Consider the following 17,896-nt stretch of genomic DNA (forward strand, 5'->3'; position numbering starts at 1 on the left):
TCCGGCGACGCCTTCGCGTACGGCTGAGGGCCCCCGTAGCGCCTACGGGGGCCCTCGGCCGTTCTCTGTGTCGGCTATGCCCGGCTGCGTGCCGAGGTGACGCGGTAGACGTCGTAGACGCCCTCCACGCCCCGTACGGCCTTCAGGACGTGTCCCAGGTGCTTGGGGTCGCCCATCTCGAAGGTGAAGCGGGAGGTGGCGACGCGGTCGCGGGAGGTCTGGACGGCCGCGGAGAGGATGTTGACGTGCTGGTCGGACAGCACGCGTGTGACGTCCGAGAGCAGGCGGGAGCGGTCGAGGGCCTCGACCTGGATGGCGACCAGGAAGACCGAGGACTGGGTGGGCGCCCACTCGACGTCGAGGATGCGCTCCGGCTCACGCGACAGTGACTCCACGTTGACGCAGTCACTGCGGTGAACCGATACACCACTACCCCTCGTGACGAACCCGATGATCGGGTCGCCGGGCACCGGAGTGCAGCAGCGGGCCAGCTTGACCCAGACGTCGTCGACGCCCTTGACGACGACACCCGGGTCGGCGCTGGAGCGGCGCTTGCGGGCGCGTCCGCGCGAGGGCGGCACGCTCTCGTCGATCTCCTCGGTGGCCGCCTCCTCGCCGCCGAGCGCCTGCACCAGCTTCTGCACGATGTTCTGCGCGGAGACGTGCCCCTCGCCGATCGCCGCGTAGAGCGCGGAGATGTCGGAGTAGCGCATCTCGTGCGCGAGCGTGACCAGTGAGTCGCCGGTCAGGATGCGCTGGATCGGCAGGTTCTGCTTGCGCATCGCGCGGACGATGGCGTCCTTGCCCTGCTCGATCGCCTCGTCCCGGCGCTCCTTGGAGAACCAGGCCCGGATCTTGTTGCGGGCGCGCGGGGACTTGACGAAGCCGAGCCAGTCGCGGGAGGGTCCGGCGCCGGCCGCCTTGGAGGTGAAGACCTCCACCAGGTCGCCGTTGTCCAGGGTCGATTCCAGCGGCACGAGCCGGCCGTTGACGCGCGCCCCTATGGTGCGGTGGCCGACCTCGGTGTGGACGGCGTACGCGAAGTCGACCGGGGTGGCGCCGGCCGGGAGCGCTATGACGTCGCCCTTGGGCGTGAAGACGAAGACCTCGTTGCGGGACAGGTCGAAGCGCAGCGACTCCAGGAACTCGCCGGGGTCCTCGGTCTCCTTCTGCCAGTCCAGCAACTGCCGCAGCCACGCCATGTCGTTGATGGCGCCCGCGTCCTTGCCGGCCTTGCCGGCGGGCTTCGGCGCGTCGGTGCGCACCTTCGAGGCGCCGGCCACGGCCTCCTGCTTGTACTTCCAGTGCGCGGCGATGCCGTACTCGGCGCGGCGGTGCATGTCGAAGGTGCGGATCTGCAGCTCGACCGGCTTGCCGTTGGGGCCGATGACCGTCGTGTGCAGCGACTGGTACATGTTGAACTTGGGCATCGCGATGTAGTCCTTGAACCGGCCGGGGACCGGGTTCCATCGCGCGTGCACGGTGCCGAGGGCGGCGTAGCAGTCGCGGACCGTGTCGACGAGGACGCGGATGCCCACCAGGTCGTAGATCTCCGCGAAGTCGCGGCCGCGGACGATCATCTTCTGGTAGACGCTGTAGTAGTGCTTGGGGCGGCCGGTGACGGTCGCCTTGATGCGCGCGGCGCGCAGGTCGGCCTGGACCTCGTCGGTCACGATCGCGAGGTACTCGTCGCGCTTGGGGGCCCGCTCGGCGACGAGGCGGACGATCTCGTCGTACATCTTCGGGTAGAGGATCGCGAAGGCGAGGTCCTCCAGCTCCCACTTGATGGTGTTCATGCCCAGCCGGTGGGCGAGCGGGGCGTAGATCTCGAGCGTCTCGCGGGCCTTCTTCTCCTGCTTCTCCCGCTTGAGATAGCGCATGGTGCGCATGTTGTGCAGGCGGTCGGCGAGCTTGATGACCAGGACGCGGGGGTCCTTGGCCATGGCGACGACCATCTTGCGCACGGTCTCGGCCTGCGCGGCCTCGCCGAACTTGACCTTGTCCAGCTTGGTGACGCCGTCGACGAGCAGGGCGACGGTGTCGCCGAAGTCGCGGCGCAGCTGGTCGAGGCCGTACTCGGTGTCCTCCACGGTGTCGTGCAGCAGCCCCGCCATCAGGGTGGCCGGGTCCATGCCGAGCTCGGCGAGGATGGTGGTGACGGCGAGCGGGTGCGTGATGTACGGGTCGCCGCTCTTGCGCTTCTGGCCGCGGTGCCAGCGCTCGGCGACCTGGTAGGCGCGCTCGATCTGGCGCAGGGTCGAGTTCTCGATCTTCGGATCGTTGCTGCGCACTATCCGCAGCAGCGGCTCGAGCACCGGGTTGTACGGGTTGGCGCGCTGCACGCCGAGGCGGGCGAGGCGGGCGCGGACGCGGTTCGAGGAGCCGGAGCGGCCGGGCTGGCCCGCGGAGGGGCGCACGACGGGCTGCGCGGGCTTGGGACGCGCGGCCTCACCCGTCTTGCCGACGGGGGCGGACTGGGCGTGCTCGGCCGTCCCACGGTTGTCGCTCTTCGCGTGCTGCGCGGGCTTCGCCGCGGGCGCCGAGGCGGACTCGGGCTTGGCGGCGGTCAGTGGCTGGGCCTCGTCTGGCAAGAGGACTCCTCGTGCGCGATCCGGGTCCCCCGGTCAGGCTCCGGAGCCCCCATGGTAGCGATCCACAGCCACAGGATCCCCTCCAGCCCGATCGAAGGACCGTTTACGGTACAAACACACAACCCGGACACATGATTCCGGTACCCGCACTCCGGGGCGCAACCCGGCAACACCGGAAACAACACCGGAAAACGGAGAAGCCCGGGGCGACAGCCCCGGGCTTCTCCGTGGAATCAGAGGCGGAGGAGGGACTCCAGCGGGGCCCCCGACAGCGCCGGTTCCAGACGGGCGCGGCCGCCGAGGAAACCGAGTTCCATCAGCACCGCCACTCCGGCGACCTCCGCGCCGGCCCGCCGGATGAGCTGGATGGACGCCTCCGCCGTACCGCCTGTGGCGAGCACGTCGTCGACGACGAGGACACGGTCCCCGGCGCTCAGGTCCTCGGCGTGGACCTCGATCTCCGCCGAGCCGTACTCCAGGTCGTACGCCTGGCTCAGCGTCGCTCCGGGAAGCTTGCCCGCCTTGCGCACGGGGATGAAGCCGAGCCCCGCGCGGAGCGCGACCGGGGCGCCGAGGATGAAGCCGCGGGCCTCCAGGCCGACGACCTTCGTCGCCCCCTCCCGCGTGCCCACCTCCGCCAGCGCGTCCGTGAGGACGGCGAACGCCGCCGGGTCGGCCAGGAGCGGGGTGATGTCCTTGAACATCACCCCCGGCTCCGGATAGTCGGCCACGTCACGGATGCGGCTGAGCAGCAGCTCCTGGATGTCGGTCATCGGCGCTTCCCCGAGGGCCGGCCGCGGCCACGGCCGCGGGAGACGGACTGGTCGCGCGGACCCACCACGGCAGGCGCCGCGTCCTCCTCGTCGTCACCGGCGGTGCCGCCGGCGGGCTCCGCGTCCAGGGGCTCGCCCTGCGCCGCCGCCTGCGCCCGCTTGGCGAGGACGCGCTTCTTGAGGGCCTTCATCTGCGGCTCGAGCTCCTTGAGGTCGGCGACGAGCGGCGTGGCGATGAAGATCGAGGAGTACGCACCGGCCGCGAGGCCGACGAACAGCGACAGCGAGATGTCGTTCAGCATGCCCGCGCCGAGCACACCGCCGCCGATGAACAGCAGGCCCGCCACCGGCAGCAGCGCCACCACGGTGGTGTTGATGGAACGGATCAGCGTGCCGTTGATCGAGCGGTTCGCGATCTCGCTGTAGGTCCAGCGGGTCTGCCGGGTGATGTCCTTCGTCTGCTCCTTGAGGCTGTCGAAGACGACGACCGTGTCGTAGAGCGAGTAACCGAGGATCGTCAGCAGACCGATCACCGTACCGGGCGTGACCTCGAAGCCCACGAGGGCGTAGACACCGGTGGTGATCGTCAGGTCGTGGATCAGCGCGACGAGCGCGGCCAGGGCCATGCGCCACTCGAACGCGATCGCCAGGTAGATCACGACCAGGATCATGAAGATCGCCAGGCCCTGCCAGGCCTTGTTGGCGATCTGCTCGCCCCAGCTCGGACCGACCAGGTCGGCGTTGATGTGCTCCGGGTTGACCTTCAGGTCCTTGGCCAGGGCTTCCTTGATCTGGTCGGACTTCCCGGTCTCGATGCCGGCGATCTGGATGCGCAGGCTGCCGTCACCGAGCTTCTGCACGATCGACTCCTGGCCGGAGGCGCCGTGGGCGAAGTCCTCGGCCTGGGCCACCGACGCACTCATGTGCTTCGGCGTGGTGAAGACCGCGCCGCCCTGGAACTCGATGCCCATGTTCAGGCCGCGCACCGCCAGGCCCAGGATGGCCGTGATGGTGATCAGGATCGAGACGCCGTACCAGATCTTGCGGTTCTTGATGAAGTCGTAGCCGACCTCACCATGGTGCAGTCGGGCGCCGAGGTTGCCGAGCTTGGACACCTCACGCCTCCTTCGTCTCGATGGGGGCGGAGGACCGGCGGGTGCGGCGCAGCGGAGGCTTCGCACCCAGGCGCTTGGGGTCCAGACCGGACCAGGTGTGGCCGCTGGCGAAGAACTTGTGGCGGGCGAGGATCGTCATCAGCGGCTTGGTGAACAGGAAGATGACGACCACGTCGAGCAGCGTGGTCAGACCGAGCGTGAACGCGAAGCCCTGCACCTTGCCGACGGTCACGATGAACAGCACGGCGGCGGCCAGGAACGACACGAAGTCCGAGACGAGGACCGTGCGCCGGGCCCGCGGCCAGCCGCGCTCCACGGCGGGGCGCAGCGAGCGGCCCTCGCGGATCTCGTCCCTTATGCGTTCGAAGAAGACGATGAACGAGTCCGCGGTGATACCGATCGCGACGATCGCACCGCACACGGCCGGCAGGTTCAGCGCGAAGCCGATGGTCGGGCCGAGCAGCGACATGAGCGTGTACGTGAGGACCGCGGAGATCATCAGGGAGGCGATGGCGATCATCGCCAGCCCGCGGTAGTAGACCACCAGGTAGATCACGACCAGGGCGAGGCCGATGGCGCCGGCGATCAGGCCGGCGTGCAGCTGCTCACCGCCGAGCGCGGCGGTGACGGTGGTGACGCTGTCCTCCTTGAAGGTCAGCGGCAGCGCGCCGTAGGACAGCATGTTGGAGAGGCCCTGCGCGCTCTCCTGGGTGAAGTGGCCGGAGATCTCCGCGCTGCCGCCGGTCAGCGCCTCGTGGACGTACGGGTCGGAGACGACGTCGCCGTCCAGGACGATGGCGAACTGGTTCTGCGGCGAGGGGTTCTGGGCCAGCTTGCCGGTGATGTCGGCGAACTTCTTGGCGCCCTTGGAGGTGAACTCCATGGTCACGATCCAGCCGGAGCCGTTCTGCGTGTTGAAGACGGCGTCCGCCTTCTTCACGTCGGTGCCGTCCACCGCGGCGGGGCCGAGCAGGTACTTCTGCCACTGGCCCTGCGAGTTCTTGCCGCAGGCGACCGTCGACTCGGTGGGCAGCACGCCCTTGCCCGCGGTGGCGCGCACGGACTGCTTGCTGCAGTCCAGGGTGGCGTACTCGGCCTGGAGCTTGCTGTTCGCGTCACCGGAGGCGCCGCTCGGGGACGGGCTGGCGGCGGCCGGGGCCGACGCGCTCGTCGAGGCGGACGGGGATCCGCCGGCGGACGGGGTGGCGTCCGCCGTCAGGGCGCCGGTGACCGGGCGGCCCTGCTGGGTCTCGGAGGCCGAGGGGCTCGGGGAGCCGGAGGGGGTCGCCCCGCCGGTGGACTTGTCGGTCGCCTTGTGGGAGGTGCTCGGCGACGGCTCGGCCGGGGGGGCGCCGGAGATGTCGGTGGCGAGTACCGGACGGAAGTACAGCTTGGCGGTGGTGCCGACCTGCTCCCGCGCCTGCTTGGAGTTGGTGCCCTTGGGGATGTTGACAATGATGTTGTCGTTCCCCTGGGTCTGAACCTCGGCCTCCGAGACACCGAGGCCGTTGACACGCCGTTCCATGATGTTGACGGCCGTGTCCATGTTGGCCTTGTTGATCGCGGATTCCTGACCGCGCTCCGGAACCGCCCGGAGCGTGATGCTCGTACCGCCGGCCAGGTCGATGCCCAGGCGCGGAGCGGTGTTGCCCGTGAGGAACATGCCTCCCGTGAGCGCCACGATGGCGATCAGAATGAGGGCCAGCGAGCGCCCCGGCTTGCTCTGGGCGCTCGCACTGCGTCCCTTTTTGGATACAGCCACCTTTTAGTTACTCCCTCTCGGGCCGTTCCTCGCCGGTGGGCTCGGCTACGGCCATCACATGGTGTCGGAATCCCGCGTGAAGTCGACGCGACCCAGGGCACGCGCAGGTGGTGCCGCGCGCCCTGGGTGGTGACTACTTCGTCTCGGCGTCGCCGTCGGTCTTCTTCGGCTCGTCCTCGGCCTTCGCCTCGGCGGCGTCCGCCGGCTCCTCGGCCGCGTCCTTCTTGCCGAGGTCGACGGCCTTGTCGTCGGAGGCGTCGGCGGGCTCGTCGGTACCGGTGAGGGAGGAGGCGTCGTCGGGGACGAGGTCGGCGTCGGACTTCAGGTCGTGCTCGATGCCGTGGACGATGCGGTTGTACTCGTCGTCCGTCAGGACGGTCGCGATCGCGTTCTTGGCGAACAGCAGCTCGACGCCCGGGCCCGCGTCGAGGAGGACCGTGTCGTCGTTGACCTCCTTGACCGTGGCGTACATGCCCCCGATGGTGCGGACACCACTACCGGGCTGCATCTGGTCGCGCATGTCCGCGGCCTGCTGCTGCTTCTTCTTGGCCGACCGGGTCATCAGGAACATGGCCCCGATGAGCACGATGAACGGGAGGAGGGTCACGAGACTCACGGGTCGGAACTTCCTTCACACGACCGCGCTGGGGAGCGGCCTGATTGGTTGGGGGTATGTGTACTGCCTACAAAGGCGGCAACGGCGGAGTCTAGGCGAGTCCGCATGCATGAACAACGCTCAGCATGACACCTGGGTTCCTCCCCGGGCCAATACCGCAGCCCTCACGCCCCGAACAGGCCCTGTTGTCCGTTTCCCGCAGCTTGCGTGCCGGGCGGGGTCAGGCCGAGATGTGCCCAGGCCGCGGGCGTGGCGACACGGCCGCGCGGGGTGCGGGCGAGCAGGCCCTCGCGGACGAGGAAGGGCTCGGCGACCTCCTCGACGGTCTCGCGCTCCTCCCCCACGGCGACCGCGAGCGTCGACACGCCGACCGGACCGCCGCCGAACAGCTTCAGCAGGGCCTCGAGGACCGCCCGGTCGAGCCGGTCGAGGCCGCGGGCGTCGACCTCGTAGACGGCCAGGGCCGCGGCGGCGATCTCGCGCGTGATGGTCCCGTCGGCCTTGACCTGCGCGTAGTCGCGGACGCGGCGCAGCAGGCGGTTGGCGATGCGCGGGGTGCCCCGGGAGCGGCCGGCGATCTCGGCGGCTCCGTCGCCCTCGATCCGGACGTCCAGGAGGTTCGCCGAGCGGTGGACGACGCGCTCCAGCTCCGCGGGCCCGTAGAACTCCATGTGGGCGGTGAAGCCGAAGCGGTCGCGCAGCGGGGGCGGCAGCAGTCCGGCGCGCGTCGTGGCGCCGACGAGGGTGAAGGGGGGCAGTTCGAGCGGGATGGCGGTGGCGCCGGGTCCCTTGCCGACGATCACGTCGACCCGGAAGTCCTCCATCGCCATGTAGAGCATCTCCTCGGCGGGCCTCGACATGCGGTGGATCTCGTCGAGGAAGAGCACCTCGCCCTCCTGGAGGGAGGACAGGATGGCCGCGAGGTCGCCGGCGTGCTGGATGGCGGGGCCCGAGGTGATGCGGATGGGGGCGTCCATCTCGGCCGCGATGATCATGGACAGGGTGGTCTTGCCCAGGCCGGGGGCGCCGGACAGCAGCACGTGGTCGGCGGTGGCGCCGCGCGCCCGGGCTGCGCGCAGCACGAGGTCGAGCTGTTCGCGGACCTTCTCCTGGCCGATGAACTCGCCCAGGTCCTTGGGGCGCAGCGCGGCCTCGACGGCCTGGTCCTCACCGTCCGCGGCGGAGCCCACCAGCCGCTCCGCCGCGGGGCCGGCGGCGGGCGTGTCGGTCGTGTCGTCCCAGTTCACTCACGTACTCCTGGCTCAGCGGGCTCGGTTCAGGGTCTGCAGGGCCGCCTTGAGCAACTGGCCCACCTGGGGCGTGCCCCCGGCGGCCTCGGCCTGGGGTGCCACGGCGGTCACCGCCTCGTCGGCCTCGCGGGTGGCGTATCCGAGGCCGATCAGGGCCGCGTGCAGCTGGTCGCGCCAGCCCTGGGTGACCGGGGTGCCGACGGCGGGTGCGCCGACGGGCTCGCCGAGCCGGTCCTTGAGCTCGAGGAGGAGCTTCTGGGCGCCCTTCTTGCCGATGCCCGGGACGGCGGTGAGGGCCTTCTCGTCGCCGGTGGCGACGGCGCGGCGCAGCGCGTCGGGCGTGTGCACGGCCAGCATCGACTGGGCGAGCCGCGGTCCCACGCCGCTGGCGGTCTGGAGCAGTTCGAAGACCTGGCGCTCGTCGTCGTCCGCGAAGCCGTACAGGGTCAGCGAGTCCTCCCGTACGACGAGGGAGGTGGCGAGCCTGGCCTGCTGGCCGAGGCGGAGGGTGGACAGCGTGTTAGGGGTGCACTGCACGGCCATGCCGACGCCGCCGACCTCGATCACCGCGGCGTCGGGGGCGAGGGCTGCGACCGTGCCGCTGACGAAGGCGATCATGCCGTACGGCCTTTCGTTGTCGTCGGAGTCGTCGTAGTCGTCGTAGTCGTCTTTGTCGTCGTAGTCGTCGTAGTCGTCGAGTGTCCGGCCGCGTGCGCGGCGACGGCCTGCTGGAGCCGGTTCTGGGCGGGGGCGCGCCAGATGTGGCAGATGGCCAGGGCGAGGGCGTCGGCGGCGTCGGCCGGTCTGGGGGGCGCGGCGAGCCGCAGCAGCCGGGTGACCATGGCGCCGACCTGCGCCTTGTCGGCGCGGCCGTTGCCGGTGACGGCGGCCTTGACCTCGCTGGGGGTGTGCAGGGCGACCGGGATGCCGCGGCGGGCGGCGCAGAGCATCGCCACGGCGCTGGCCTGGGCGGTGCCCATCACCGTGCGCACGTTGTGCTGGCTGAACACGCGCTCCACCGCCACGTATTCGGGGCGGTGCTCGTCCAGCCAGCGCTCTATCCCCTGTTCCACGGCGACCAGACGGTGGCTCAGGTCGGCGTCCGCCGGGGTGCGGACGACTCCGACGCCGAGCATGGTCAGCGGCCGGCCCGCGACCCCCTCGACGACACCGACGCCGCAGCGGGTCAGTCCGGGGTCGACTCCCAGTACGCGCACGCGTGCCCCTCCCCTCGTGACGTGGTCGTGGTCATGGCGGCGATCTTTGAGTGATCTTCGCCTGACGTCAGGCTATCCGCTGCCACCGACAACGACGGCGGGTGCCACCGGCGACGACGGCGGGCCGGCGGGAATGTCCCCACCGGCCCGTCCAAGCCCGCGATCCGCGGCGGTCCTACGCCTCGACCTTCTCCATGATCTCGTCGCTGACGTCGAAGTTGGCGAAGACGTTCTGCACGTCGTCGCTGTCCTCGAGCGCGTCGATCAGCTTGAAGATCTTCCGGGCGCCGTCCTCGTCCAGCTCCACCTGCATGGTGGGGACGAAGTTGGCGTCGGCGGAGTCGTAGTCGATGCCGGCCTCCTGGAGGGCGGTGCGCACCGCCACCAGGTCGGTGGCCTCGCTGAGCACCTCGAAGGACTCGCCGAGGTCGTTGACCTCCTCGGCGCCCGCGTCCAGGACGGCCGTCAGGACGTCGTCCTCCGACAGTTCGCCCTTGGGCACGATCACGACGCCCTTGCGGTGGAACAGGTACGACACCGAGCCCGGGTCGGCCATGGAGCCGCCGTTGCGGGTCATGGCGACACGCACGTCGGAGGCGGCACGGTTGCGGTTGTCGGTGAGGCACTCGATGAGCACCGCGACACCGTTCGGCCCGTAACCCTCGTACATGATCGTCTCGTAGTCGGCGCCGCCGGCCTCGAGACCGCCGCCGCGCTTGATGGCCGAGTCGATGTTCTTGTTCGGCACCGACTGCTTCTTGGCCTTCTGCACGGCGTCGTAGAGCGTCGGGTTGCCGTCCAGGTCGACGCCGCCCATGCGAGCCGCGACCTCGATGTTCTTGATCAGCTTCGCGAAGAGCTTGCCGCGCTTGGCATCGATGACGGCCTTCTTGTGCTTCGTCGTGGCCCATTTAGAGTGGCCGGACATCTGCCTGTCTCCTTCGCGTAACCCGTCTGCGTAACGAACGCAGGAATCCTACAAGGACTCGGGTGTCCGGTTCGCGCGCACCATGTCGACGAACAGGGCGTGCACACGGTGGTCGCCGGTCAGCTCCGGGTGGAAGGACGTGGCCAGCGCGTTGCCCTGGCGGACCGCGACGATGTGGCCGTCGTGCTCGGCGAGCACCTCGGCCCCGGCGCCGACGGACTCGACCCAGGGGGCGCGGATGAAGACGCCCTCCACCGGATCGCCCGGGACGCCCTTGACCTCGACGGCGGCCTCGAAGGACTCGTTCTGCCGTCCGAAGGCGTTGCGGCGCACGATCATGTCGATCCCGCCGACGGTCTCCTGGCCCGAGCGCGGGTCGAGGATCTTGTCGGCGAGCATGATCATGCCGGCGCAGGTGCCGTAGACGGGCATGCCGTCACGCACGCGCGCGCGGAGCGGGTCCATCACTCCGAAGAGGACGGCCAGCTTGGAGATGGTGGTGGACTCGCCGCCGGGGAGGACGAGGCCGTCGACCTCGGCGAGTTCTTCGGGGCGCCGCACCGGCCTGGCCACGGCGTCCGCCGCGGCCAGGGCGATGAGGTGCTCCCGTACATCGCCCTGGAGTGCCAGGACGCCGATGACAGGAGTGTTCATGGGGTTCTTCTACCTGCGGGCCTGTGCTTACCAGCCGCGGTTGGCGTACCGCTCGGTCTCGGGGAGGGTGTCGCAGTTGATGCCGACCATGGCCTCGCCGAGGTTGCGGGACGCGTCCGCGATGATCTTCGGGTCGTCGTAGAAGGTGGTGGCCTTCACGATGGCGGCGGCGCGCTTGGCCGGGTCGCCTGACTTGAAGATGCCGGAGCCGACGAAGACGCCCTCGGCGCCGAGCTGGCGCATCAGGGCGGCGTCGGCGGGGGTGGCCACACCGCCGGCGGAGAACAGCACGACCGGGAGCTTGCCCAGCTCGGCGACCTCCTTGACCAGCTCGTACGGGGCGCGCAGCTCCTTGGCGGCGGCGTACAGCTCGTGGTTGTCGAAGCCGCGCAGCCTGGCGATCTCGTTCTTGATCTGGCGCAGGTGGCGAACGGCCTCGACGACGTTGCCGGTGCCGGCCTCGCCCTTGGAGCGGATCATCGCCGCGCCCTCGGCGATCCGGCGCAGGGCCTCGCCGAGGTTGGTGGCGCCGCAGACGAAGGGGGTGGTGAAGGCCCACTTGTCGGAGTGGTTGACCTCGTCGGCCGGGGTGAGGACCTCGGACTCGTCGATGTAGTCGACGCCGAGCGACTGAAGGACCTGGGCCTCGACGAAGTGGCCGATGCGGGACTTGGCCATGACCGGGATGGAGACGGCCTCGATGATGCCCTCGATCATGTCCGGGTCGGACATGCGGGCCACGCCGCCGTCCTTGCGGATGTCGGCGGGGACACGCTCCAGGGCCATGACCGCGACGGCGCCCGCGTCCTCGGCGATCTTCGCCTGCTCCGGCGTGACGACGTCCATGATCACGCCGCCCTTGAGCTGCTCGGCCATGCCGCGCTTCACACGGGCGGTACCGGTCTCGGGGGTCCGGGCGGAGTCGGGAATCGTGGTGGACACGGGTGACCTCACTTGGTGAGAAGAGGGTGTGGTGCGCCACCGAGGAAACGGGATTGGACCAGTCCACGGCAAGGGCCAATGGAGACCCGGTGGATCCTTTTCGCCCGGCACCGCCCGAAAGCGGGCCCCTCGTACCCGGTCAGGCGGCCCGCTCCGCGAGGGCCGCCGGCGGCTCGTCGTCCATCTCGAAGGCCATCGGGAACGGGGCGTGTCCCGCCAGCCGGAACCACCGCACCTTGCGGTGCTCGCGCAGCCGGCGGGCGGCTCCCACCGCGTCGTTGTGGAAGCGGCGGGCCATCGGCACCCGGCGCACGCCCTCGCTCAGCTCGCGCGCCGCCTCCTCTCCCCCGGGCGCCTCGCGCACCGCCTCGACCTGCGGGGGCTCGGCGAACACGGCCCGCAGGGCCTGGCTCAACTCGCTCTCCGCGACCTCCCGTTGGTCCTCCTCCGCCTGCCGGGCGGCGTGCGCCGCCTCGTACAGCACGATGGAGGCGGCCGGGTCGAGGACACCGGAGGTGGCCACTTCCTGCGCCACCGAGGCCCGCCGCAGCAACTGCGCGTCCAGCGCGGCCCGCGCGGCGTCGATACGGGCGTGCAGCCGGTCGAGCCGCCCCGCCGTCCAGCTCAGGTACAGCCCGACGGCCACGAGCGCGACGACAATCCAGATGAGCGTTACGGTCACGGGCGGCAAGGCTACCGGGACTCCCCGCCCGGGCGGCCGGGGATCCGCGCACCGGGTGGATCGGCGAGGGCGGGATCAGTCGCGGGCCAGGCCCAGGCGGGCCCGCAGCCCCGATGTGCGTTCGTCGGCGGCGACGGCCGCCGCGCCGGCGGTGACCGTCTCGTAGACGGAGAGGATGTCGGCGCCGACGGTCGACCAGTCGAAGCGGCGCACATGGGTGCTGCCGCGTTCGCGCAGCTCCGCCCGGCGGGACGGGTCGGACAGCAGGCGCACGGCGGCTTCGGCGAGCGCGTCGGCGTCCTCGTTGGCGAAGAGTTCACCGGCCTTGCCCTGGTCCAGGACCTGGGCGAAGGCGTCCAGGTCGGAGGCGAGGACCGGGGCCCCGGCCGACATGGCCTCGACCAGGATGATGCCGAAGCTCTCCCCGCCCGTGTTGGGGGCCACGTACAGGTCGACGCTGCGCAGCAGCCGCGCCTTGTCCTCGTCGCTGACCATCCCGAGGAACTCCACGCGCGAGCGCAGTTCCCTCGGCAGCCCCTCCACAGCCTGTTCCTCGTCCCCGCGGCCCGCGACCAGCAGACGGGCCCCCGGACGGGCGGCGAGGATCGCGGGCAGTGCCCTCATCAGCACGGGCAGGCCCTTGCGGGGCTCGTCGATGCGGCCGATGAAGCCGATCGTGTCCCCCTGCCACTGCGGCCTCGGCTCGGCGCGGGCGAAGAAGTCGACGTCGACGCCGTTGGGGATCACCACCGCGTCGCCGCCGAGGTGCTCCACGAGGGTGCGGCGGGCGTACTCGCTCACCGCGATCCGCGCGCTGATCTTCTCCAGGGCCGCCTGGAGGATGGCGTACGCGGCGATCATCGCCCGCGACCGGGGATTGGAGGTGTGGAAGGTGGCGACGATCGGGCCCTGGGCCGCCCAGCAGCTCAGCAGGCCCAGCGACGGCGAGGTCGGCTCGTGGATGTGGATCACGTCGAACCGGCCCTCGTGCAGCCAGCGCCGCACCCGGGCCGCCGACAGGAAGCCGAAGTTCAGCCGGGCCACCGAGCCGTTGTACGGCACCGGGACCGCACGGCCGGCCGAGACGACGTACGGCGGCAGCGGGGTGTCGTCGTCGGCGGGGGCGAGGACGGACACCTCATGGCCGAGGCCGATGAAGTACTCCGCCAGGTCCCGGATGTGGAACTGGACGCCACCGGGCACGTCCCACGAGTAGGGGCAGACGATGCCGATCCTCACGCCGTCGCCTTCCCCGAAGCCGCGGGACCCCGCCCGGGATCCAGGTCCGCGAGCCACAAGCGCTGCAGCATGTGCCAGTCCTCCGGATGCTCGGCGATCCCCGTGGCGAAGGCGTCGGCCAGCGCCTGTGTCATGACGGACGTCTTCTCGGCCCGCGTACCTGTCCCGGGCACGTCGACCGGGGGATGGACCCGGCCCCGCATGACGGGCGAGTCGTCGTACCACAGGGTGACCGGCAGCAGCAGCGCGCCCGTCTGCTGGGCGAGGAGGGCGGGCCCCGCGGGCATCCGGGCGCTCTCGCCGAAGAACGTCACCTCCACCCCGGAGGAGGACAGATCACGGTCGGCGACCAGGCAGACCAGGCCGCCGTCGCGCAGCCGCCGGGCCAGCGTGCCGAACGCGGAGCCGCCGCTGTGCGGCAGGACCTCCATGCCGAGGCCCTCGCGGTAGGCGACGAACCGGTCGTAGAGCGTCTCCGGCCTCAGCCGCTCGGCGACCGTCGTGAACGGCGTGTCCAGCGCGGTGGTGACCCAGGCGCCGGCCAGGTCCCAGTTGGCCAGGTGCGGCAGGGCGAGGACGACGCCCTTGCCGGCCGCCAGGCCGTCGGTCAGATGGTGCACGTCCTTGGGGTCGAAGCCCGCCCGGATCCGCTCGGCGCTCCAGGCCGGCAGCCGGAAGGACTCCATCCAGTAGCGCAGGTACGAGCGCATGCCCGCCCGCGACAGCTCGGCGAGGCGCTCGGGGGTCGCGCCGGGCACCACGCGCGCGTAGTTGGCCTCCAGCCGCCGCACACCCTTGCCCCGCCGCTTCCAGGCGAGGTCCGCGACCGTACGGCCGAGCCGTACGGCGACCGGTTCGGGGAGCTTCTTCACGGTGCCCCAGCCGAGGCCGTACAGCCCGTCGGTGAGACGCTCCCGGACGGTCATTTCGCCGCCCCGCTGCCCTGCTCGCGCCGGGCCGCGCCGGCCTCCGCCTCGGCCGACTCCCGGCGCACCGTGACGACCCGCTGGATCAGCGTGACCAGACTGCCCGCCGCGACGATCCACAGGGCGATCGGCAGCAGGTACTGGATGCCCGGCACCCCGAACTTGTGCAGGCCCGCGAACCCGGCCGCCACCAGCGAGATCACCAGCCGCTCGGCCCGCTCCACCAGCCCGTTGACGGCCACCGGCAGGCCGATGGACTCGCCCCGGGCCTTCGTGTACGACACCACCTGGCCGCTGGCCAGGCAGAAGATCGACACCGCGCACAGCACGTTGTCGTCGCCATGGCCCGCGTACCACAGGGCGAACCCGCCGAAGATCGCACTGTCGGCGACCCGGTCGAGGGTGGAGTCCAGGAAGGCGCCCCAGCGGCTGGAGCGGCCCAGCTGGCGGGCCATGTTGCCGTCGACCAGGTCGGAGAACACGAACAGCGTGATCACGACCGTGCCCCAGAAGAACTCGCCCCGCGGGTAGAAGACCAGCGCCCCCGCGACGACTCCGGCGGTCCCGATGAGCGTGACCGTGTCCGGGCTCACGCCCCGGCGGATGAGAAACGCGGCGAACGGTGTGAGGACACGCGTGAAGAATGCACGCGCGTACTTGTTCAGCATGGCCTTCCCGAGGGTCGGTGTCGCCGGGCGGCCCCTGCTGGCCACCGGCTGGCCCATCGTAGCCACGCGCGTGCGTGCGTGGCGGCCTGGCGCCCGACTCCGCGAGCACCGGCCGCCGGCCGCGCGCAAGCGCTGCGGGCGGCGGGATCGGGTCCCTCGTATGGACGCGACGTGACGGGAGTGGAAAGCTCGAAGGACCGCGGGCGTCGCAGGAGCCGCCAGTGCACGCGGTGCCGCGTGTCCGCGCCCACAGTGACCTCACCCTCAACGGGAGGCAGGATCATGGGCGACAAGACGCAGACCCACCCCGGAGCCGCCGGCAGGGCAGTGGCGGCCGACCATCCCGCATCCGTACGCAATGTGGTGCTGGTCGGCCACTCCGGATCGGGCAAGACGACCCTGGTGGAGGCTCTCGCGCTGACCGCGGGAGCGGTGAACCGAGCCGGCCGCGTGGAGGACGGCGGCAGCATCTCGGACTACGACGACATCGAGCACCGGCAGCAGCGCTCGGTGCAGCTCTCCCTGGTGCCCGTCGAATGGGACGGCATCAAGATCAATCTGCTCGACACCCCCGGCTACGCCGACTTCGTCGGCGAGCTCAGGGCCGGTCTGCGCGCCGCGGACGCGGCCCTTTTCGTCGTCTCGGCCTCCGACGGCGTGGACGGCTCCACCCGCATGGTCTGGGAGGAGTGCGCCGCCGTCGGCATGCCCCGCGCCATCGTGATCACCCACCTGGAGGCCGCACGCGCGGACTTCGAGGAGATGACACGGGTGTGCGCGGAGGCGTTCGGCGCGGACGACCCCGACGCCGTACTGCCGCTCTACCTGCCGCTGCGCGGCTCGCAGGGACCCGACGGGCACGCACCCGTGACCGGCCTGGTCGGACTGCTGACGAAGAAACTGTTCGACTACTCCTCCGGCGAGCGCAAGGAGTCCGAGCCCGGCGACGACCAGCTGCCGCAACTGGAGGAGGCCCGCAACCGGCTGATCGAGGGCATCATCGCCGAGAGCGAGGACGAGACCCTCATGGACCGCTACCTCGGCGGCGAACAGGTCGACGTCAAGACGCTCATCGAGGACCTCGAACGGGCCGTCGCACGCGGGGCGTTCTTCCCCGTCCTGGCCGCCGCGCCCGCCGCCGAGGGCGCCAAGCAGGGCATCGGCACCGTGGAACTCCTGGAACTGGTCACCCGCGGCTTCCCCACCCCGCTGGAGCACGAGGCACCCGCCGTCACCACCGTCGGCGGCGGCCCGCGCGAACTGCGGCCGTGCGACCCGGACGGGCCGCTGGTCGCCGAGGTCGTCAAGACGTCCTCCGACCCGTACGTCGGCCGGGTCTCCCTGGTCCGCGTCTTCTCCGGCACCCTGCGCCCCGACGAGACGGTGCACGTCTCCGGGCACGGCCTGGCGGACCGCGGGCACGAGGACCACGACGTCGACGAGCGGGTCGGCGCCCTGTCCACGCCCTTCGGCAAACAGCAGCGCCCCGTGACGCACGTCATCGCCGGCGACCTCGCGTGCGTGGCGAAACTGGGCCGAGCGGAGACCGGCGACACGCTCTCCGCCACGGACGACCCGCTGCTGATGGAGCCCTGGCAGATGCCCGACCCGCTGCTGCCCCTGGCCATCCAGGCTCACAGCAAACCGGACGAGGACAAGCTCTCCCAGGGCCTGGCCCGGCTGGTCGCGGAGGACCCGACGATGCGCCTGGAGCAGAACCAGGACACCCACCAGGTGGTGCTGTGGTGCCTGGGCGAGGCCCACGCCGACGTCGCCCTGGAACGGCTGCGCAGCCGCTACGGCGTCCAGGTCGACGTCGTACCGCACCGGGTCTCACTGCGGGAGACGTTCGCGGACCGGTCCGCGGGGCGCGGACGGCACGTCAAGCAGTCCGGCGGCCACGGCCAGTACGCCATCTGCGAGATCGAGGTGGAACCGCTGCCGGGCGGATCGGGCATCGAGTTCGTCGACAAGGTCGTCGGCGGAGCCGTGCCGCGGCAGTTCATCCCCTCGGTGGAGAAGGGCGTACGGACCCAGGCCGCCAAGGGCGTCGCCGCCGGCCACCCGCTGATCGACGTACGGGTCACCCTGCTCGACGGCAAGGCCCACTCGGTGGACTCCTCCGACGCGGCCTTCCAGACGGCGGGCGCGCTGGCACTGCGGGAGGCCGCCGCCGACGCGCGGATCCACCTGCTGGAGCCGGTGGCCGAGGTGACCGTGCTGGTCGGCGACGACTACGTGGGCCCCGTGATGAGCGACCTGTCCGGACGGCGCGGCCGGGTCCTCGGCACCGAACAGGTGGGCAGCGGCCGCACCCTGATCCGCGCCGAGGTGCCCGAGATCGAGATCGGCCGGTACGCGATCGACCTGCGCTCCCTGTCCCACGGCACGGCCCGCTTCGACCGCCGCTACGTGCGGCACGAGCCGATGCCGCCCCAGGTTGCCGACCGCGTACGCCAACAGGAGCGCGAAGCTTCATAGTCGGCGCACCCGGCGCACAACCGGTGCACTGGAACGCATGGTTGCGGGCAGG

16 protein-coding genes are annotated in these 17,896 nt (G+C 71.0%); 1 reads left to right on the plus strand and 15 read right to left on the minus strand.

Features of this window, described 5'->3' with window-relative positions; genetic code table 11:
* Positions 1-74 precede the first annotated feature (74 nt).
* From ACIOWN_RS08410 to pgsA, 15 genes are all read right to left on the minus strand, one after another.
* Entirely contained in the window at positions 75-2,591 is a 2,517-nt protein-coding gene (locus tag ACIOWN_RS08410; protein WP_362347065.1) for a bifunctional (p)ppGpp synthetase/guanosine-3',5'-bis(diphosphate) 3'-pyrophosphohydrolase, read from the minus strand.
* Between the two features lie 233 nt (positions 2,592-2,824).
* Positions 2,825-3,364, minus strand: a complete 540-nt coding sequence (locus ACIOWN_RS08415) for an adenine phosphoribosyltransferase (protein ID WP_362347064.1) — start codon at positions 3,362-3,364, stop codon at positions 2,825-2,827.
* On the minus strand, positions 3,361-4,479 hold the full coding sequence (gene secF, locus ACIOWN_RS08420; protein WP_401981171.1) for a protein translocase subunit SecF: 1,119 nt from the start codon (positions 4,477-4,479) through the stop codon (positions 3,361-3,363). Before secF ends, ACIOWN_RS08415 begins: the two co-directional genes overlap by 4 nt.
* Position 4,480: 1 nt before the next feature.
* Positions 4,481-6,241 (minus strand): protein translocase subunit SecD, encoded by a 1,761-nt coding sequence (secD, locus tag ACIOWN_RS08425; protein ID WP_362347061.1) that lies wholly within the window; start codon positions 6,239-6,241, stop codon positions 4,481-4,483.
* 133 nt (positions 6,242-6,374) lie between these two features.
* Positions 6,375-6,857: a preprotein translocase subunit YajC gene (yajC, locus tag ACIOWN_RS08430; RefSeq protein WP_362347059.1), complete on the minus strand. Its 483-nt coding sequence runs from the start codon at positions 6,855-6,857 to the stop codon at positions 6,375-6,377.
* Between the two features lie 164 nt (positions 6,858-7,021).
* Positions 7,022-8,104 carry a Holliday junction branch migration DNA helicase RuvB gene (gene ruvB, locus ACIOWN_RS08435; RefSeq protein WP_362347057.1) on the minus strand — a complete coding sequence of 361 codons (1,083 nt, stop codon included), beginning with the start codon at positions 8,102-8,104 and terminating at the stop codon, positions 7,022-7,024.
* 15 nt (positions 8,105-8,119) lie between these two features.
* Positions 8,120-8,725: a Holliday junction branch migration protein RuvA gene (gene ruvA / locus ACIOWN_RS08440; protein ID WP_100567853.1), complete on the minus strand. Its 606-nt coding sequence runs from the start codon at positions 8,723-8,725 to the stop codon at positions 8,120-8,122.
* Entirely contained in the window at positions 8,722-9,324 is a 603-nt protein-coding gene (ruvC, locus tag ACIOWN_RS08445; RefSeq protein WP_401981175.1) for a crossover junction endodeoxyribonuclease RuvC, read from the minus strand. Before ruvC ends, ruvA begins: the two co-directional genes overlap by 4 nt.
* A gap of 175 nt (positions 9,325-9,499) precedes the next feature.
* Complete coding sequence (locus ACIOWN_RS08450) at positions 9,500-10,252, minus strand: YebC/PmpR family DNA-binding transcriptional regulator (protein ID WP_362347053.1); 753 nt, start codon at positions 10,250-10,252, stop codon at positions 9,500-9,502.
* A gap of 48 nt (positions 10,253-10,300) precedes the next feature.
* Positions 10,301-10,906, minus strand: coding sequence for a pyridoxal 5'-phosphate synthase glutaminase subunit PdxT (gene pdxT / locus ACIOWN_RS08455; protein ID WP_362347051.1), 606 nt, complete (start codon positions 10,904-10,906; stop codon positions 10,301-10,303).
* A gap of 27 nt (positions 10,907-10,933) precedes the next feature.
* Positions 10,934-11,848 carry a pyridoxal 5'-phosphate synthase lyase subunit PdxS gene (gene pdxS, locus ACIOWN_RS08460; protein ID WP_358737491.1) on the minus strand — a complete coding sequence of 305 codons (915 nt, stop codon included), beginning with the start codon at positions 11,846-11,848 and terminating at the stop codon, positions 10,934-10,936.
* 139 nt (positions 11,849-11,987) lie between these two features.
* A complete protein-coding gene (locus ACIOWN_RS08465) occupies positions 11,988-12,530 on the minus strand; it encodes a hypothetical protein (protein ID WP_362347049.1) in 543 nt (180 codons plus the stop codon).
* A gap of 75 nt (positions 12,531-12,605) precedes the next feature.
* Positions 12,606-13,769, minus strand: coding sequence for a glycosyltransferase family 4 protein (locus ACIOWN_RS08470; RefSeq protein ID WP_362347047.1), 1,164 nt, complete (start codon positions 13,767-13,769; stop codon positions 12,606-12,608).
* A complete protein-coding gene (locus ACIOWN_RS08475; protein WP_362347046.1) occupies positions 13,766-14,695 on the minus strand; it encodes a phosphatidylinositol mannoside acyltransferase in 930 nt (309 codons plus the stop codon). Before ACIOWN_RS08475 ends, ACIOWN_RS08470 begins: the two co-directional genes overlap by 4 nt.
* Entirely contained in the window at positions 14,692-15,420 is a 729-nt protein-coding gene (pgsA, locus tag ACIOWN_RS08480; RefSeq protein ID WP_362347242.1) for a phosphatidylinositol phosphate synthase, read from the minus strand. The genes ACIOWN_RS08475 and pgsA overlap by 4 nt, the downstream gene beginning before the upstream one ends.
* 225 nt (positions 15,421-15,645) lie before the next feature.
* Here pgsA and ACIOWN_RS08485 point away from each other — a divergent pair, with 225 nt between their 5' ends.
* Positions 15,646-17,844 (plus strand): elongation factor G-like protein EF-G2, encoded by a 2,199-nt coding sequence (locus ACIOWN_RS08485; protein ID WP_362347044.1) that lies wholly within the window; start codon positions 15,646-15,648, stop codon positions 17,842-17,844.
* Positions 17,845-17,896: the final 52 nt, after the last annotated feature.

It is taken from the genome of Streptomyces sp. NPDC087787 (genome assembly GCF_044743035.1).
GTDB lineage: Bacteria > Actinomycetota > Actinomycetes > Streptomycetales > Streptomycetaceae > Streptomyces.